The 17,994-nt window shown below is 62.1% G+C and carries 10 protein-coding genes; 7 read left to right on the top strand and 3 right to left on the bottom strand.

Annotated features, from left to right (window positions below; all coding sequences use genetic code 11):
- The first annotated feature begins 125 nt into the window (after positions 1-125).
- The 5 genes from treP (at position 126) to HX807_RS26385 (ending at position 7,452) form a co-directional block, all read left to right on the top strand.
- Positions 126-1,568, top strand: coding sequence for a PTS system trehalose-specific EIIBC component (gene treP, locus HX807_RS26405; protein ID WP_008438268.1), 1,443 nt, complete (start codon positions 126-128; stop codon positions 1,566-1,568).
- Between the two features lie 66 nt (positions 1,569-1,634).
- On the top strand, positions 1,635-3,281 hold the full coding sequence (treC, locus tag HX807_RS26400) for an alpha,alpha-phosphotrehalase (RefSeq protein WP_003209630.1): 1,647 nt from the start codon (positions 1,635-1,637) through the stop codon (positions 3,279-3,281).
- 71 nt (positions 3,282-3,352) lie between these two features.
- On the top strand, positions 3,353-4,573 hold the full coding sequence (locus HX807_RS26395) for a carbohydrate porin (protein WP_177051579.1): 1,221 nt from the start codon (positions 3,353-3,355) through the stop codon (positions 4,571-4,573).
- Between the two features lie 49 nt (positions 4,574-4,622).
- Positions 4,623-7,154, top strand: coding sequence for a phosphoenolpyruvate--protein phosphotransferase (gene ptsP / locus HX807_RS26390; RefSeq protein WP_177051577.1), 2,532 nt, complete (start codon positions 4,623-4,625; stop codon positions 7,152-7,154).
- 1 nt (position 7,155) lies between these two features.
- A complete protein-coding gene (locus HX807_RS26385) occupies positions 7,156-7,452 on the top strand; it encodes a PTS transporter subunit EIIB (RefSeq protein ID WP_177051575.1) in 297 nt (98 codons plus the stop codon).
- A 137-nt stretch (positions 7,453-7,589) separates the two neighbouring features.
- On the opposite strand, the gene mltF is transcribed toward HX807_RS26385, so the two are convergent.
- Positions 7,590-9,050: a membrane-bound lytic murein transglycosylase MltF gene (gene mltF, locus HX807_RS26380; RefSeq protein WP_087695124.1), complete on the bottom strand. Its 1,461-nt coding sequence runs from the start codon at positions 9,048-9,050 to the stop codon at positions 7,590-7,592.
- Positions 9,051-9,337: 287 nt separating this feature from the next.
- Between mltF and purL the strand changes: the two genes are divergently transcribed.
- The gene (gene purL / locus HX807_RS26375; protein ID WP_008438262.1) at positions 9,338-13,234 is read left to right on the top strand and encodes a phosphoribosylformylglycinamidine synthase; all 3,897 of its coding nucleotides are present in this window, start codon (positions 9,338-9,340) and stop codon (positions 13,232-13,234) included.
- Between the two features lie 4 nt (positions 13,235-13,238).
- Positions 13,239-13,550 (top strand): NGG1p interacting factor NIF3, encoded by a 312-nt coding sequence (locus HX807_RS26370; protein ID WP_087695123.1) that lies wholly within the window; start codon positions 13,239-13,241, stop codon positions 13,548-13,550.
- Positions 13,551-13,729: 179 nt separating this feature from the next.
- On the opposite strand, the gene nagE is transcribed toward HX807_RS26370, so the two are convergent.
- Together nagE and ptsP (HX807_RS26360) are read right to left on the bottom strand one after the other, a co-directional pair.
- Positions 13,730-15,388 carry an N-acetylglucosamine-specific PTS transporter subunit IIBC gene (gene nagE, locus HX807_RS26365; RefSeq protein ID WP_218174117.1) on the bottom strand — a complete coding sequence of 553 codons (1,659 nt, stop codon included), beginning with the start codon at positions 15,386-15,388 and terminating at the stop codon, positions 13,730-13,732.
- Positions 15,389-15,462: 74 nt separating this feature from the next.
- The gene (gene ptsP, locus HX807_RS26360; RefSeq protein ID WP_177051571.1) at positions 15,463-17,970 is read right to left on the bottom strand and encodes a phosphoenolpyruvate--protein phosphotransferase; all 2,508 of its coding nucleotides are present in this window, start codon (positions 17,968-17,970) and stop codon (positions 15,463-15,465) included.
- Between the last annotated feature and the right edge of the window lie 24 nt (positions 17,971-17,994).

Below are 17,994 nucleotides of genomic sequence, written 5' to 3'. Positions count from 1 at the left end.
AGAAAATTAATCATTTTCAAACTCGTACATACGAGTTATTGCTTTAACTCGTACAGACGAGTACTTTTGGCTTCGGCGTGCTGCCTATGACCGCCCAATAAAAAAAACCAGAGTGGATACCAAGCATGAGCCACGACTATCCGAATATTGCCCGCGAGATTCTCAAGAACCTCGGCGGCAGCGACAACCTTGAGCAAGCTGCCCACTGCGTGACCCGCTTGCGCCTGGCCCTCAAGGACCCGAGCCTGGCCAACAGCGGCGAGCTGAACCAGGTCGACCTGGTCAAGGGTTCGTTCTTCACCGGCGGCCTGTTCCAGATCGTGATCGGCCCCGGCGAAGTGGAAAAGGTCTACGCCGCCCTGCGCGAGCAAACGGGCCTCGCCGCGTCGACCATCGCGGACGTGAAACAGAAAAGCGCCGACAAAATAAACCCGATGCAGCGCCTGGTGCGGGTGTTCTCCGATGTGTTCATGCCGATTTTGCCGGCGCTGATCATTGCCGGTTTGCTCATGGGGGTGAACAACCTGATGGGCGCCAAGGGCATGTTCATCGCGGACAAGACCCTGCTCGACGCCTATCCGAACCTGGATGGCCTGTGGAGCCTGATCAACCTGATGGCCAACACCTCGTTCGTTTTCCTGCCGGCGCTGGTGGGCTGGTCGGCGGCCAAGCGCTTTGGTGGCAGTGAAATCCTCGGCATTGTCCTCGGCCTGATGCTGGTGCACCCCGATCTGCTCAACGCCTGGAACTACGGCAAGGCGGTCGCCGGCCTCGACGGCCAGAGCCTGCCGTACTTCGATATTTTCGGCTGGTTCAAGATCGAGAAGGTCGGCTACCAGGGCCAGATCCTGCCGATCCTGCTGGCCGCCTACGTGATGAGCGTGATTGAGAAATGGCTGCGGGCACGGGTGCCGAATGCCATTCAGTTGCTGGTGGTGCCGATCACTACCATCGTCGTCACCGGCGTACTGGCGCTGGCGATCATCGGCCCGGTGACCCGTCACCTCGGCATCCTGATCACTGAAGGTGTGGTCACCCTGTTTGACCTGGCGCCGATGGTCGGCGGCGCAATCTTCGGCCTGCTGTATGCACCGCTGGTGATCACCGGCATGCACCACATGTTCCTCGCCGTGGACCTGCAACTGATCTCCACCCAGGGCGGCACCTTTATCTGGCCGATGATCGTCATGTCCAACCTGGCCCAGGGCAGCGCGGCGCTCGGCGTGTTCTACATGAGCCGCAATGCGCGGGACAAGAGCATGGCGTCCACCTCGGCGATTTCCGCCTACTTCGGCATCACCGAGCCGGCGATGTTCGGGGTCAACCTGCGCTTCAAGTTTCCGTTCTACGCGGCGCTGACCGGCTCGGCGCTGGGCAGTATTTTCCTCTCGCTGAACAAGGTGCAGGCCTCGGCGATTGGCGTGGGTGGCTTGCCCGGGTTCATCTCGATCATCCCGCAGTACATCCCAAGTTTTGTCATCGGCATGGTCGTCGCGATTGTCGTACCGTTTGTTTTGACCTGTGTGTTGAGCATGAAAATTGTCCGGCCTGGCTACCGGGTCGCCTGATCTACCGCTATCGCAGGCAAGCCAGCTCCCACAGTTGATCGCATTTCCAGATTGAAGGAACCCGTCATGCAAAACTGGCAACATTCGGTGATCTACCAGATCTACCCCAAAAGCTTCCACAGCCACGCGGGTAACGCCACCGGTGACCTGCTGGGCATCGTGGACAAGCTCGATTACCTGAAGTGGCTGGGCGTCGACTGCCTGTGGATCACCCCGTTCCTGCGTTCGCCCCAGCGCGACAACGGCTACGACATCAGTGACTACTACGCCATCGACCCGAGCTACGGGACCATGGCCGATTGCGACCTGCTGATCAGCGAAGCCGCCAAGCGCGGCATCACGCTGATGCTCGACATCGTGGTCAACCACACCTCCATCGAACACGAGTGGTTCCAGCAGGCCCGCAGCAGCCTCGACAACCCGTACCGCGACTTCTACATCTGGCGCGACCAGCCGAACAACTGGGAATCCAAGTTCGGCGGCTCGGCCTGGGAATACGAGGCGCAGACCGGCCAGTACTTCCTGCACCTGTTCGACCACACCCAGGCCGACCTGAACTGGGACAACCCCAAGGTGCGCGCCGAAGTGTTCAAGCTGATGCGCTTCTGGCGCGACAAGGGCGTGGGCGGTTTCCGCCTGGACGTGATCAACCTGATCTCCAAGCCGGCGGATTTTCCGGAAGACAACAGCGACGGTCGGCGCTTCTACACCGACGGCCCGAACGTGCATGAATACCTGAAGGAAATGCACCGCGAAGTGTTCGAGGGGCATGACCTGATCAACGTCGGCGAGATGTCGTCCACCAGCCTTGAGCACTGCATTCGTTATTCGAATCCACAGTCGAAAGAGCTGTCGATGACCTTCAACTTTCACCACCTGAAAGTCGACTATCCGAACCTGCAGAAGTGGGTCGCGGCCGACTTCGACTTCCTGCAACTCAAGCAGATTCTGTCCGACTGGCAACTCGGCATGCAGGCCGGTGGCGGCTGGAATGCGCTGTTCTGGTGTAACCACGACCAGCCGCGGGTGGTCTCGCGTTTTGGTGACGACGGCGAGCACCGCGTGGTCTCGGCGAAGATGCTCGCCACTGCGTTGCACTTCCTCCAGGGCACGCCTTTCGTGTACCAGGGCGAAGAGTTGGGCATGACCAATCCGGGCTTCGACACCATCGACCAATACCGGGATGTCGAGACGCTGAACATCTATCGGCTCAAGCGTGAGGCCGGTGAGTCCGAGGCATCGAGCATGGCGGCGATCATGCAGAAGTCCCGCGATAACAGCCGCACACCGATGCAATGGAATGCCGAGCAAAACGCTGGCTTCAGTCGCGGCGAACCGTGGATCGGCATCCCGGCCAACGCCGCGCAGATCAACGTGCAAAGCGAGCTGGATGACCCGCAATCGGTACTGCATCACTACCGTGCGCTGATCAAGCTGCGTCGGCATGAGCCGCTGATTCAGGAAGGCGTTTATCGCCAACTGCTGCCGCAGCACACCCAGGTCTGGGCGTACCTGCGCGAAGGCCACGGCGAACGCCTGCTGGTGCTGAACAACTTCTACGGTACGCCCTGCCAGATCGAACTGCCCGATGGCCTGCTGACGGCGGCGAGTGAGCAACGCCTGCTGATCAGCAACTACGACGACTGCCCACAGCGCTCGAGCCAGGTCTCGCTGCGCCCGTATGAATCGTTTGTGCTGCACCTCAAGGACTGAGACCCGCTTTACCCCCGGCGTGGGAGAGCCGGGGCGCTTAAAAAAACATAATAAAAATATCGGAGTGCTTCATGAAAACAACAATAAAGCTGGGCCTCGTTGCATCCTGCCTGACCTTGCCGATGGCAGCCCAGGCGTTGGAATTTGCCGGCTACTTGCGTAGCGGTGCGGGGACTTCAACCGGCAGTGGCAAGCAGCAGTGCTTCCAGTTGCCGGGTGCACAATCCAAATACCGTCTGGGCAACGAATGCGAGCAGTACGCCGAACTCGAATTGCGCCAGGACCTGCTGACCCTCGACGACGGCTCGGTGTTCAGCGTCGACGCCATGGCTTCGCTGTACAACAAGTACGACCGGGCGCTGAAGTTCCAGGGCGAAGACAACGGCTCGGCACGCATGCCGCAGATGTATGCGCAGTGGTCGAACATCCCCAGCCTCAACGGCGGTTCGCTGTGGGCCGGCCGGCGCTACTACAAACGAAACGACATCCATATCTCCGACTTCTACTACTGGAACCAGAGCGCCACGGGCGGCGGTATCGAGGACGTGAAAATCGGCGACCTGAAATACAGCTACGCGCTTTCCCGCAAGGACAACCTGTATCAGAAGGAATACGCCACCCGTCACGACTTCAACGTGGCCGGCTTCAAGACCAATCCCGGCGGCGAGCTGGAACTGGGCTTGAGCTACATCGAAAAAGCCGGTGGCCGTGACACCAACAGCGGCTGGGCCATTACCGCCCAGCATGTGCAGAAACCCTTCCTCGGCGGGCGCAACAAATTTGCCCTGCAGTACGGCGAAGGCCCCGGCACCGGCCTCGGTTATACCGGCGATACCTTCCTCGATAAAAGCAGCAAGAGCTACCGCGCAGTGGAGTTCTTCGACTGGCAAGTGACGCCACGGTTGGGCGGGCAGATCGAGGCCGTGTACCAGAAGGATATTCGCCCGGGCAGCCAGGATCAGACCTGGATGTCGCTGGGCGTGCGCCCGGCCTATGCGATTTCCGAACAGTTCAAGCTGGTCACCGAACTCGGTCATGATCAGGTCGAGGCTACCGGTGGCACGCGCAAGCTGAGCAAATTTACGTTCGCCCCGACCTGGTCGCCCAAAGGCCCGGATTTCTGGGCACGACCGGAAGTGCGCCTGTATTACACCTACGCGACCTGGAACGAAGCGGCCAAGCGTGCGGCCAATGAACTGGCGGCAGGTTCGGCGTTGTCCGACACCGGCAGTTATGGCTCGGCGTTGCATGGCTCCAACTTTGGTGTGCAGGTTGAGTACTGGTGGAAATAAAGCCGTCGATGCCCAATGATTTTTACAGAACCAAACAGCAGGTGAAGTCATGACCACAACCCAATCCCTGGAATTGCTGGCGCCATTGTCCGGGGTGCTGCTCGCCCTGGACCAGGTGCCTGATCCGGTGTTCTCCAGTCGCCTGATCGGCGATGGCCTGTGCATCGATCCGACCTCGCAGACCCTCTGCGCGCCACTGGCCGGGGTGATCAGCAATATCCAGGACAGTGGTCATGCGGTGAGCATCACCGATGACAACGGCGTCCAGGTGCTGATGCACATCGGCCTGGACACCGTGAACCTGGCGGGCAAGGGTTTCACCCGATTGGTCGAGGAAGGCCAGCGGGTGGAAGCCGGGCAACCGCTGATTGAATTCGATGCCGACTACGTGGCGCTCAATGCCCGTAGTTTGCTGACCCTGATGCTGGTGGTCAGTGGCGAGCCCTTCAAGCTGCTGACGCCCGAGCAGGGCCTGGTAGACGTGGGGCAGCCACTGCTGCGAGTCACGCCGCAAGCCGTTGCCGACGAGGTGAAAGACGAGGAGGGTGACGCCCTGTTCTCCAGGCCACTGACCTTGCCCAACGCCAACGGCCTGCATGCGCGCCCGGCGGCGGTGCTGGCGCAGGCGGCCAAAGGCTTCAAGGCGAGTATTTACCTGCACAAGCAAACCGAGAGCGCCAACGCCAAGTCGCTGGTACGGATCATGGCATTGCAAACGGTGCAGGGTGACACCTTGCAAGTCAGCGCGGCTGGCGAGGATGCCGAAGCGGCGATCCAGGCGCTGGTGACCTTGCTGGCCGAAGGCTGCGGCGAAACCGTCGCGGCTCCTCAACCTGGCGCTGCACCCGTGGCGCCTGATTCATCGGCGACCTTGCTGCGCGGCGTGTGCGCCTCGCCCGGTTCGGCGTTCGGCCAGGTGGTGCAGGTCAAGGAGCCGGCACTGACGTTCGTAGAGACCGGCAAAGGTGAAGCGCTGGAACGTGCGGCCCTGACCCATGCCCTGAACAACGCCAATCAGGCGCTGCAAGCCCTGCAGGAAAAGGCCGTCGGCACTGCCCAGTCCGAGATCTTCCGCGCCCATCAGGAGTTGCTGGACGATCCGGCCCTGCTGGAACAAACCCGCGACCTGCTGGACCAGGGCAAGAGCGCGGCCTTCGCCTGGAACAGCGCCACCGAGGCCACCGCCACGCTCTTCCAGGGCCTGGGCAACGCCTTGCTTGCCGAGCGCGCTGCCGACCTGGCAGACGTTGGCCAGCGGGTACTGAAATTGATCCTCGGGGTTCAGGACAGCGCCTGGGATTTGCCGGAGCAGGCAATCCTGATTGCCGAACAACTGACCCCCTCGCAAACCGCCAGCCTCGACACGCGCAAGGTGCTGGGTTTTGTGACGGTGGGCGGCGGCGCTACCAGCCACGTCGCAATTCTCGCCCGCGCCCTTGGCTTGCCGGCCATCTGCGGGTTGCCGGCGCAGGTGCTGGAACTGGCCAACGGCAAGCAAGTGCTGCTGGATGCCGACAAGGGCGAGTTGCACCTGGACCCGGACCTGGCCGAGATCGAACACTTGCAAGCCAGCCGCCAACAACAAGTGCTGCGCCGCCAGCGGGAAGTGGAGCAGGCGTCGTTGCCCGCCACGACCCGCGACGGTCATCACGTCGAAGTGACGGCCAACGTCGCATCGTTGCAGGAGGTGGAGCAGGCATTGTCCCTGGGGGGCGAAGGCGTTGGTTTGCTGCGTTCCGAGTTCCTCTACCTGGACCGCAACCGCGCGCCGAGCCCCGAGGAGCAGGCGGGCACCTACAGCGCCATCGCCCGTGCATTGGGGCCGCAGCGCAATCTGGTGGTGCGCACCCTCGACGTTGGTGGCGACAAGCCGTTGGCCTATGTGCCGATGGACAGCGAGACCAACCCGTTCCTTGGCCTGCGCGGGATTCGCCTGTGCCTGGAGCGCCCGGAACTGTTGCGTGAACAATTCCGTGCAATTCTCGCCAGTGCCGGTTTCGCCCGTTTGCACATCATGTTGCCGATGGTCAGCCTGCTCTCGGAGCTGCGCCTGGCGCGGCAGATTCTTGAAGAGGAGGCGCTGGCCCTGGGGCTGACGGAACTGCCGAAGCTGGGAATCATGATCGAAGTGCCATCGGCGGCATTGATGGCCGATCTGTTTGCGCCGGAGGTGGATTTCTTCTCCATCGGCACCAACGACCTGACCCAATACACCCTGGCCATGGACCGCGATCACCCGCGCCTCGCCAGCCAGGCCGACAGCTTTCACCCGGCGGTGCTGCGCCTGATCGCCGCCACCGTCAAGGCGGCCCATGCCCATGGCAAGTGGGTCGGCGTGTGTGGGGCGTTGGCGTCTGAAGCGCTGGCGGTGCCGGTGCTGATCGGGCTGGGGGTGGATGAGTTGTCGGTCAGCGTGCCGCTGATCCCGACCATCAAGGCTACCGTGCGCGAGCTGGACCTGGCGGACTGCCAATCCATCGCCCGCCAGGTGCTGGGCCTGGAAGAAGCGTCGCAGGTTCGCGAGGCGTTACGCCTGTATCACGCGGCTACCGTTGAAACCTCATTGGTTGTGGAGAACTGACATGTTCGAGAAATTTCAGCGGGCGTTCTGGAAGGCCCTGACGCCGGATCTGGTGCTTGAAGCGCCGCAGGCAGCTCCAGTGAGCGAAACACTGTTGGCCCCGGCAGTGCTGAATGCGCTGGGCGGCGCGGAGAATCTCAAGTCGCAGCAGCGGGTAGCACTGACCCGAGTGCGGGTGCAGTTGCAGGATGTGGGGCGGTTGGATGCACAGGCGCTCAAGGCGGCAGGCGTGCCGGGCGTGATGGTGTTGGCGGGTGGGGTGGTGCACCTGCTTACCGGCCTGAACACCGCTCTATAAGACGACGAAGATCAAATGTGGGAGCGGGCTTGCTCGCGAAGGCGGTGTGTCAGTCAATACATGTGCTGGCTGAACCACCGCCTTCGCGAGCAAGCCCGCTCCCACATTGGTTTTGTGGTGTTTGGATAATCGGGGGATTACAGCGGCGGGGTTTCTTCCGTCGGCTTGGTCTTGTCCACACCCGGCACATGCAGGTTGCCTTCGACCACCTGGTTGCCTTCCAGCTGCGGCTGCGTCACCCACGTCAGAATGTCGTAGTAACGCCGGATGTTCGCCACAAAATGCACGGGCTCACCGCCACGGGCATAGCCATAACGCGTCTTGCTGTACCACTGCTTCTGCGACAGGCGCGGCAGCATCTTCTTCACGTCCAGCCACTTGTTCGGGTTCAGGCCTTCTTTTTCGGCCAGCTTGCGCGCGTCGTCCAAATGCCCGGTGCCGACGTTGTACGCCGCCAGGGCAAACCAGGTGCGGTCCGGCTCGGCAATCTTGTCGTCCAGCTCATCCTTGATCTTGGCCAGGTACTTGGCGCCGCCCATGATGCTCTGCTTGGCGTCCAGGCGGTTGGACACGCCCATGGCCTGCGCCGTGTTCTGGGTCAGCATCATCAGGCCGCGCACGCCGGTCTTGGAGGTCACCGCCGGCTGCCAGAGTGATTCCTGGTAGCCGATGGCCGCCAGCAGGCGCCAGTCGACCTTTTCTTCCTTGGCATAGGCCCGGAAGTGTTTCTCGTATTTGGGCAGGCGCTGCTGCAGATGCTGGGCGAAGGTGTAGGCGCCCATGTAGCCGAGTACATCGACGTGCCCGTAATAGCGATCTTTCAGGCGTTGCAGCGTGCCGTTCTTTTCCACCTTGTCGAGGTAGTTGTTGACCTCGTTGAGCAGGCTGTTGTCTTCACCGGCGGCGACCGCCCAGGCCTGATGGCTGGCGTCACCGAGGTCAAAGGCCACCCGCACGTTGGGGAAGTACACCTGGTTCATCGCCACTTCGTTGGAGTCCACCAGGGTCAGGTCGATCTGGCCCTCATCCACCATGCGCAGCAGGTCGACCACCTCAACGGCGTCGGACTCTTCGTATTCAATTCCGGGAAACTGTTTTTTCAGCTGCGCCAGTTGCTCGGCGTGGGTGCTGCCCTTGAGCACCATGATCTTCTTGCCCACCAGGTCTGCCGCGGTGGTCGGCCGGGACTGGCCGTTGCGGTAGATGATCTGCGGGGTCACTTCCAGATAAGGGTGGGAGAAACGCACTTGCTGGCGACGCTGCTCACTGCTGACCAGGCCGGCGGCGGCCAGTACCGGGCCGTTGGGTTTGCCGATCTGCGAGAACAGGTCATCCAGGTTGTCGGCCGCCTCGATCTCGAGCTTTACCCCCAACTCGTCGGCAAAACGTTTTACCAGTTCGTATTCGAAGCCGGTTTCGCCGTTACGGTCCTGGAAATAAGTGGCCGGACTGTTTCGGGTGACCACCCGCAATACGCCATCCTCCTTGATTCGCTCGAGCGTGTTGGGTTTATCCACACACGCACTGAGCAGCAGGAAGAGTCCGGTAACGAAGAGCCATTTGGCGCATCGCGGGCGTAAAGCAGTAGGGGAGAACATCTGCGCAGTATACGCAAAGGACCCTCGGCGCCATATCTCGACAGCGGGGCACTTGTCTGCTAGCGCCCGTAAACCTTGGCTGCAGCCCGCAGAAACGGGGCTTGGCAGCCGATTGTGACGGTTAAAATAACTGCCCGGAATAGCCTATATGGCCATATGATATCGTGCGATTTATGCCAACTGACGTCCGGCTGCGGCCACTGGTGCCGTTTCGGGTGCCGTTGGCGACGGTTTACGCTAGAATGCACGGCCTCAAAGCACACCCCCTTCCCGAGGCTGTCCCGAAGATGTTGATCCTGCGCGGCGCTCCTGCCCTTTCTGCCTTTCGCCACAGCAAACTCCTTGAGCAACTGAGCCAGAAGGTACCTTCTGTCAGTGGCTTGTATGCTGAATTTGCTCACTTCGCCGACGTTACTGGCGTTTTGACCGCCGACGAACAGCAAGTGCTGGCGCGCCTTCTGAAGTACGGTCCCAGCGTTCCTGTCCAAGAGCCTAACGGCCGCTTGTTCCTGGTCCTGCCACGGTTCGGCACCATCTCGCCCTGGTCGAGCAAGGCCAGCGACATCGCCCGCAACTGCGGCCTGGACAAAATCCAGCGCCTGGAACGCGGGATTGCCTTCTATGTAGCAGGCCAGTTCAGCGAGGCCGAGGCCGAGCTGATCGCCAGCAGCCTGCACGATCGCATGACCCAGATCATCGTCAGCCAGCTGGAACAGGCCGCCGGTCTGTTCAGCCACGCCGAACCCAAGCCGCTGACCGCGATTGACGTGCTCGGTGGTGGCCGTGCCGCCCTGGAAACCGCCAACACCGAGCTGGGCCTGGCCCTGGCCGAAGACGAAATTGACTACCTGGTCAACGCCTTCATCGGCCTGAAGCGCAACCCGCACGACATCGAACTGATGATGTTCGCCCAGGCGAACTCCGAGCACTGCCGCCACAAGATCTTCAACGCCAGTTGGGACATCGACGGCCAGAGCCAGGAAAAAAGCCTGTTCGGCATGATCAAGAACACCTACGTGATGCACAGCGAAGGCGTTCTGTCGGCTTATAAGGACAACGCTTCGGTCATCGTCGGCTCCGTCGCCGGCCGTTTCTTCCCGGACCCTGAAACCCGCCAGTACGGCGCGGTGCAGGAGCCGGTGCATATCCTGATGAAAGTCGAGACTCACAACCACCCGACCGCGATTGCCCCGTTCCCGGGCGCAGCCACCGGTTCCGGCGGCGAGATTCGCGACGAAGGTGCAACCGGTCGTGGCGCCAAGCCAAAGGCTGGCCTCACCGGCTTCACCGTGTCCAACCTGCAGATCCCGGGCTTCGAACAGCCGTGGGAAGTGCCGTACGGCAAGCCTGAGCGCATCGTCACCGCGCTGGACATCATGATCGAAGGCCCGCTGGGCGGCGCCGCGTTCAACAACGAATTCGGGCGTCCGGCCCTGACCGGTTACTTCCGTACTTTCGAGCAATCCATCACCACCCCCCGTGGCGATGAAGTGCGCGGTTACCACAAGCCAATCATGTTGGCCGGCGGCATGGGCAACATCCGCGCCGAACACGTACAGAAAGGCGAGATTCTGGTCGGCTCCAAGCTGATCGTCCTCGGTGGCCCGGCGATGCTGATCGGCCTGGGCGGCGGCGCCGCTTCCTCCATGGCCACCGGCACCAGCTCGGCCGACCTGGACTTCGCTTCCGTACAGCGCGAAAACCCTGAGATGGAACGCCGTTGCCAGGAAGTCATCGACCGTTGCTGGCAACTGGGTGACAAGAACCCCATCAGCTTCATCCACGACGTCGGCGCGGGTGGTTTGTCCAACGCCTTCCCGGAACTGGTCAACGATGGCGACCGTGGCGGCCGTTTCGAACTGCGCAACATTCCAAACGACGAGCCGGGCATGGCCCCGCACGAAATCTGGAGCAACGAATCCCAGGAACGTTACGTGTTGGCGGTAGGTCCTGCAGACTTCGAACGCTTCCAGGCGATTTGCGAGCGCGAGCGCTGCCCGTTTGCGGTAGTCGGCGAAGCCACTGCCGAGCCGCAACTGACGGTCACCGACAGCCACTTCGGCAACAGCCCGGTGGACATGCCGCTGGAAGTGCTGCTGGGCAAAGCCCCGCGCATGCACCGTTCGGCCGTGCGTGAAAACGAACTGGGCGACGATTTCGATCCATCGACCCTGGCCATCGCCGACTGCGTGGAGCGCGTCCTGCACCACCCGGCCGTTGCCAGCAAAAGCTTCCTGATCACCATCGGCGACCGCACCATCACTGGTCTGGTTGCCCGTGATCAAATGGTCGGCCCGTGGCAGGTCCCGGTGGCTGACGTTGCCGTCACCGCCACCAGCTTCGACGTGTACACCGGTGAAGCCATGGCCATGGGCGAGCGTACTCCGCTGGCGCTGCTGGACGCCCCGGCGTCGGGCCGCATGGCCATCGGCGAAACCCTGACCAACATCGCGGCTTCGCGTATTGCCAAGATCTCCGACATCAAGCTGTCGGCCAACTGGATGTCCGCTGCCGGTCACCCGGGTGAAGATGCGCGCCTGTACGACACCGTGAAAGCGGTCGGCATGGAGCTGTGCCCTGAGCTGGGCATCACCATTCCGGTGGGCAAGGACTCCATGTCCATGGCCACCCGCTGGAACGATGAAGGCGTGGACAAGAGCGTCACCTCGCCGCTGTCGCTGATCGTTACCGGCTTTGCGCCAGTCACCGACATTCGCCAGACCCTGACCCCGCAACTGCGCATGGACAAGGGCACCACCGACCTGATCCTGATCGACCTCGGTCGCGGCCAGAACCGCATGGGTGCCTCGATCCTTGCCCAGGTGCACGGCAAGCTCGGCAAGCAGGCCCCGGACGTCGACGACGCCGAAGACCTGAAAGCTTTCTTCGCCGTGATCCAGGGCCTGAACGCCGACGGCCACCTGCTGGCTTACCACGACCGTTCCGACGGTGGTTTGCTGACCAGCGCCGTGGAAATGGCCTTCGCCGGTCACTGCGGCCTGAGCCTGAACCTCGATGGCCTGGCAGAAACTTCCGCCGACATCGCAGCAATCCTGTTCAACGAAGAGCTGGGCGCCGTTATCCAGGTTCGCCAGGACGCAACCCCGGACGTACTCGCACAGTTCAGCGCCGCTGGCCTGGGCGACTGCGTGGCCGTGATTGGCCAGCCGATCAACAACGGTGAAATCAACATCGTCTTCAACGGCGAAACCGTGTTTGAAGGCCAGCGCCGCCTGCTGCAACGCCAGTGGGCCGAGACCAGCTACCAGATCCAGCGCCTGCGCGACAACGCCGACTGCGCCGAGCAGGAATTCGACGTGATCCTGGAAGAAGACAACCCGGGCCTGAGCACCAAGCTCAGCTTCGACGTCAACCAGGACATCGCCGCGCCTTACATCAAGAAAGGCATCCGCCCACAAGTTGCCGTACTGCGTGAGCAGGGCGTCAACGGCCAGGTGGAAATGGCGGCAGCGTTCGACCGTGCCGGCTTCAATGCGATCGACGTGCACATGAGCGACATCCTCGCCGGTCGCGTCGACCTCAACGAGTTCAAAGGCCTGGTTGCCTGCGGTGGTTTCTCCTACGGCGACGTACTGGGTGCCGGTGAAGGCTGGGCCAAGTCGGCCCTGTTCAACAGCCGTGCCCGTGACGCGTTCCAGGGCTTCTTCGAGCGTAATGACAGCTTCACCCTGGGTGTGTGCAACGGTTGCCAGATGATGTCCAACCTCAGCGAACTGATCCCGGGCAGCGAGTTCTGGCCGCACTTTGTGCGTAACCGATCCGAGCAGTTCGAAGCGCGGGTTGCGATGGTCCAGGTACAGGAATCCAACTCGATCTTCCTGCAGGGCATGGCCGGTTCGCGCATGCCAATCGCCATCGCCCACGGTGAAGGCCATGCGGAATTCGCCAGCGAAGAAGCACTGCTGGAAGCCGACCTGTCCGGTACTGTGGCCCTGCGTTTCGTCGACAACCACGGCAAGGTCACCGAAGGCTACCCGGCCAACCCGAACGGCTCGCCGCGCGGGATCACCGGGCTGACCAGCCGCGACGGTCGCGTCACCATCATGATGCCGCACCCGGAGCGTGTGTTCCGCGCCGTGCAGAACTCGTGGCGCCCGGAAGAGTGGAACGAAGACGGCGCGTGGATGCGCATGTTCCGTAACGCTCGCGTCTGGGTGAACTAAGGCGGTGTACAAGCTCAGCTTCTTTGTGCCCGACAGCCACGTGGAGACGGTGAAAACCGCCGTCTTCGCAGCCGGCGGCGGGCGCATCGGCAACTACGACAGCTGCGCCTGGCAGGTCCTGGGCCAGGGCCAATTCCGCGCGATGGACGGCAGCCAGCCGTTTATCGGGCAGGTGGGGCAGGTTGAAGTGGTTGAAGAATGGAAGGTTGAGTTGGTGGTGGCGGATGAGTTGATCGTGGCTGTAGTGGCTGCGTTGAAACTGAGCCATCCGTACGAGACACCGGCGTATGAGGTGTGGCAGTTGGCGGATTTTTGATTCGCTGGTTGCAAAACAAGAAACCCGCTGGGCCAGTTTGGTCAGCGGGTTTTTTGTTGCCTGTCACGGCCATTCGCGAGCAAGCCCGCTCCCACATTTGACCGCGTTGCCATGACGGGCACCGATCAAAATGTGGGAGCGGGCTTGCTCGCGAAGAGGCCCTGATGCTCAGCAAAGATTCAGGCTTTTACCCCAACCTCACGGCCACTGACCAACCGCTCCAACGCCTCACCCAACCCCGAAGCCTTGTCACCAATCAGCAAGTGCCAAATCCCACTCTCAAGCTGGCTCACACCCTGGCAACCCAGCGCCGTCAGTTGAGATTCCGACAACACCGAACCATCCCCCAACTCCACCCGCAGCCGCGTCATCGCCACCGCATCCAATTGCAAAACATTGGCCCGACCGCCCAGCGCACTCAGCCATTTCTCGGCCTCATGCACGTTCACCGGCGTGCTCTTCTCAACCGGTGCAGCAGCGACCGGAGTGACTCCAACATACGAAGGCATCGCCAACCGAATCTCATCGGCAATGCTGTCCGCCATCGGCCCGACCACCACCTGCAAACTCCCGCCATTACCCGGTCGAACCACCGCCATCGCACCCAGTGCTTTCAGCTCGGCATCCACCGCCCTGTTGCGATCCACCATGTCCAGCCGCAGACGCGTCGTGCAAGCACCCACGCTCAGCAGATTCCCCGCACCACCCAGCGCCCGAATGTAAGCCCCGGCCCGTTGGTTATCGGTCATGGCCTCGGCCTGCGCGACCTGAATATCCTCGCGCCCCGGCGTCTTCAAATTGAAGCGACGAATGCAGTAATTGAACACGCTGTAGTAGATCACCGCATACGCCAGCCCAACCGGGAATACCAACCAGCCGTTGGTGGATTTACCCCAGCCCAGCACCATGTCGATAAACCCACCGGAGAAGGTAAAGCCCAGGTGAATGTTGAGCATGTTGGTGATCGCCATCGACAACCCGGTCAGCAGCGCATGCACCAGGTACAGGAACGGCGCGAGGAACATGAAGGCGAATTCGATCGGCTCGGTGACCCCGGTCAGGAACGAGGTCAGCGCCATCGACAGGAAAATCCCGCCCATGATCTTGCGCCGCTCCGGCAGTGCATTGCGGTACATCGCCAGGCACGCCGCCGGCAGGCCGAACAGCATTACCGGGAACATGCCGGTCATGAACTGCCCACCTTTCGGGTCGCCGGCAAAATAGCGAGTCAGGTCGCCGGTCACTACCGCGCCGGTCGTCGGGTCGGTGAAGGTGCCGAACACAAACCACGCCATGTTGTTGAGGATATGGTGCAAGCCGGTGACGATCAGCAGGCGGTTGAACACGCCAAACACGAACGCACCAAAACTGCCGCTTTCCATCAGCAGCACGCCGAAGCTGTTGATGCCTTGCTGCACGGGTGGCCAGATCAAACCAAAGATCACCCCCAGCGCCACCGCGGAGAACCCGGTGACGATCGGCACAAACCGTCGCCCACCAAAGAATGCGAGGTACTCCGGCAGCTTGATGTCCTTGAAGCGGTTATACAGCGCACCGGCCATCAAGCCGCTGGCGATGCCCGCGAGCATGCCCATGTTGATGCTGGCGTCCATCACCTTGAGGGTGGAGACCATCACCAGGTAACCGATGGCGCCTGCCAGGCCCGCCGTGCCGTTGTTGTCGCGGGCAAAACCCACGGCAATGCCGATGGCGAAGATCAGCGCCAGGTTGGCGAAGATCGCCTGCCCGGCGTCGTGCATCACCGCGATGTTCAGCAGGTCAGTGTCGCCCAGTCGCAGCAGGAGGCCGGCGATCGGCAGAATCGCGATCGGCAGCATCAGCGCACGGCCCAGGCGTTGCAGCCCTTCGATAAAATATTGGTACACGGCGTGTCTCCCTATTCTTGTTGTTTTCAGCTCAGCGGCCAGTGGTGTTGACAGGCTTGGCGAACGGCTTTGGCGCTGCTCAGGTTAAGCAGGCTTTGGCTCAGTTGCCGGCATTGGGCTGCGTCCAGGTGACGGACACGGTCCTTGATTTCTCCGATCTGCGGCGGGCTGACGGACAGCTCGCTGATGCCCAGACCGATCAGCACCGGCGTGGCCAGCGGATCGGACGCCAGCGCCCCGCACACACCGACCCAGCGCCCATGCTTGGCTGCGCCGATGCACGTCTGGGCGATCAGCCGCAACAGCGCCGGGTGCATGGCATCGACCCGGGCGGCGAGGCCGGCGTGGTCGCGGTCCATGGCGAGGGTGTACTGGGACAGGTCATTGGTGCCGATGGACAGAAAGTCCGCGTGCTCGGCCAGTTGTTCGGCCATCAGCGCCGCCGCGGGCACTTCGATCATCACCCCCAGTTCCGGGCGTTGGGTCAGTTCCAACTCGGCGCACAGTTCATCGAGGCGCTGGCGAATGTGCAGCAGTTCGTCGACTTCGCTGACCATTGGCAGCAGGATGCGGCAACGTTCCAGCGGGCTGACCTGGAGAAGGGCACGCAGTTGCTGGTCCAGCAGTTCCGGGCGTACCTGGGCCATGCGAATGCCCCGCAGGCCCAGCACCGGGTTGGTCTCGAACGGCAGCGGCAGGTAGTCGAGTTGCTTGTCGCCGCCGACGTCGATGGTGCGGATGATCACTGATTTGTCGCCCATGGCATCCAGTACGGCTTGGTAGGCCTGGCGCTGCTCTTGCTCGTCGGGCGCGGTGCGGCGGTCGACGAAGAGAAATTCTGTGCGCAGCAGGCCGACGCCATCGGCGCCATTCTCGAAGGCCAGTTGGGCTTCGACGCTGGAGGCGACATTCGCGGCCACTTCAATACGCACGCCATCCTGAGTGCTGGCGGTGCCTTGAGCCTGCGCGTGCTGCTGTTGGCGCCGCAGTTTCTGTGCATCGCGCAACTGGTGAACCTGGGCGTGGCGCGCATCATCCGGCGTCAGCTCCAGGCGGCCGTTGGCGGCATCCAGCACCACGCGCTGGCCTTGGGGCACATCAAGCAATTCAGTGCCCAGTGCAACCACGCACGGCAAGCCTTTACCCCGCGCCAGAATCGCCACATGAGACGTCGCGCCGCCTTCGGCCATGCAGATACCGGCGGCGTGTTGATTGCTCAGTTGCAGCAGATCCGATGGGGTCAGCTCATGGGCCGAGACGATAGCGCCGGCCGGCAAATCAAAATTCCAGGCCTCGCCGAGCAACGCCCGCAGCACGCGTTGCTGCAAGTCGCGCAGGTCGTTGGCGCGTTCGGCGAACAACGGTTTACCCAGTGCCAGCAGCACCGCGCATTGGGCCTGGATCGCATCACGCCAGGCGTGAGTGGCGGCGCTGCCCTGTTCGATGGCGGCGGTGGCGGCCTCCAGCAACGTAGGGTCTTCCAGCAGGGCCAGGTGGGCGGCGAAGATCTCTTCTTCCTCCACATCCTTGCGCTGACGGGCCTGGTCCAGGGTGTGGCGGATTTCGCTACGCACCTGTTCCAGGGCACTGTCCAGGTGCTGCAGCTGTTCATCCGGGGCGTTGTTGCCCGGGTCCACCGGCAGCTCGATTCCGTTCAGGCGGAACAACGGGCCGCAGACCAACCCCGGCGCGGCACACACGCCTTGCAGTACTCCGGCTTCGGTATTCGCGCGGCGTGGGGCGACGGCCACTGGAGCGTGATGCGCTTCGCCAACTTCCACCGACAGCGCAGCGATCAGTGTTTGCAGCGCCGCTTCACAATCCTTGCCACGACAGGTGACCTGCACCTCGTCCTGCTCACCAATCCCCAGGCCCATCAAGCCGATCAGGCTGTCGCACGAAGCCGACTTGCCAGCGAAATGCAGCTGCGACTGGCTGCTGAATGCCTGTGCGGTCTTGCGGATCAAGGCAGCGGGGCGCGCATGCAGGCCGCCACGATGGGTGATGCGAATAGTCGCGCTGGCTTCGGTGACCGACTCATCAATCACTTTCGCTGCACCGGCCAACCGTGCAACCACATGCAGCAGCGGCTCGCCGACCTTCACTGTTTTCAAGGTGATCGGCCGTAGCTCAAACAACTCGCTATTGGTCAGGATGATCAAGCTGACCAGGCTTTTGCACTGGCGCGCAATCAGGTCCAGGTCAAACTGGACCAGTGCCTGGCCCTTGCTGACCCGCGCACCTTGCTTGACCAGCAGCGCAAAGCCTTCGCCATTCAATTCCACCGTGTCGATGCCCACGTGCATCAGCAATTCAGCGCCATTATCGGCGCGAATGGTCAGCGCATGCCCGGTGCGGGCGACGTGGATGATCACGCCATCACACGGCGCGTGCAGGCAATCGTTGAGCGGGTCGATGGCAATGCCGTCGCCCATGGCGCCACTGGCGAACACTTCGTCGGGAACGTCGCCCAGGGTCAGCACCGGCCCACTGAGGGGAGCGCTGAGGGTGAGGTCTTTATTATTGTGGGACATGGGCACGGTACTCATCAGGAAAAC

This window comes from Pseudomonas sp. D8002, from assembly GCF_013385695.1.
GTDB lineage: Bacteria > Pseudomonadota > Gammaproteobacteria > Pseudomonadales > Pseudomonadaceae > Aquipseudomonas.
The sequence above is the reverse complement of the archived record's forward strand: the minus strand, read 5'-3'. Positions and strand labels throughout refer to the sequence as shown.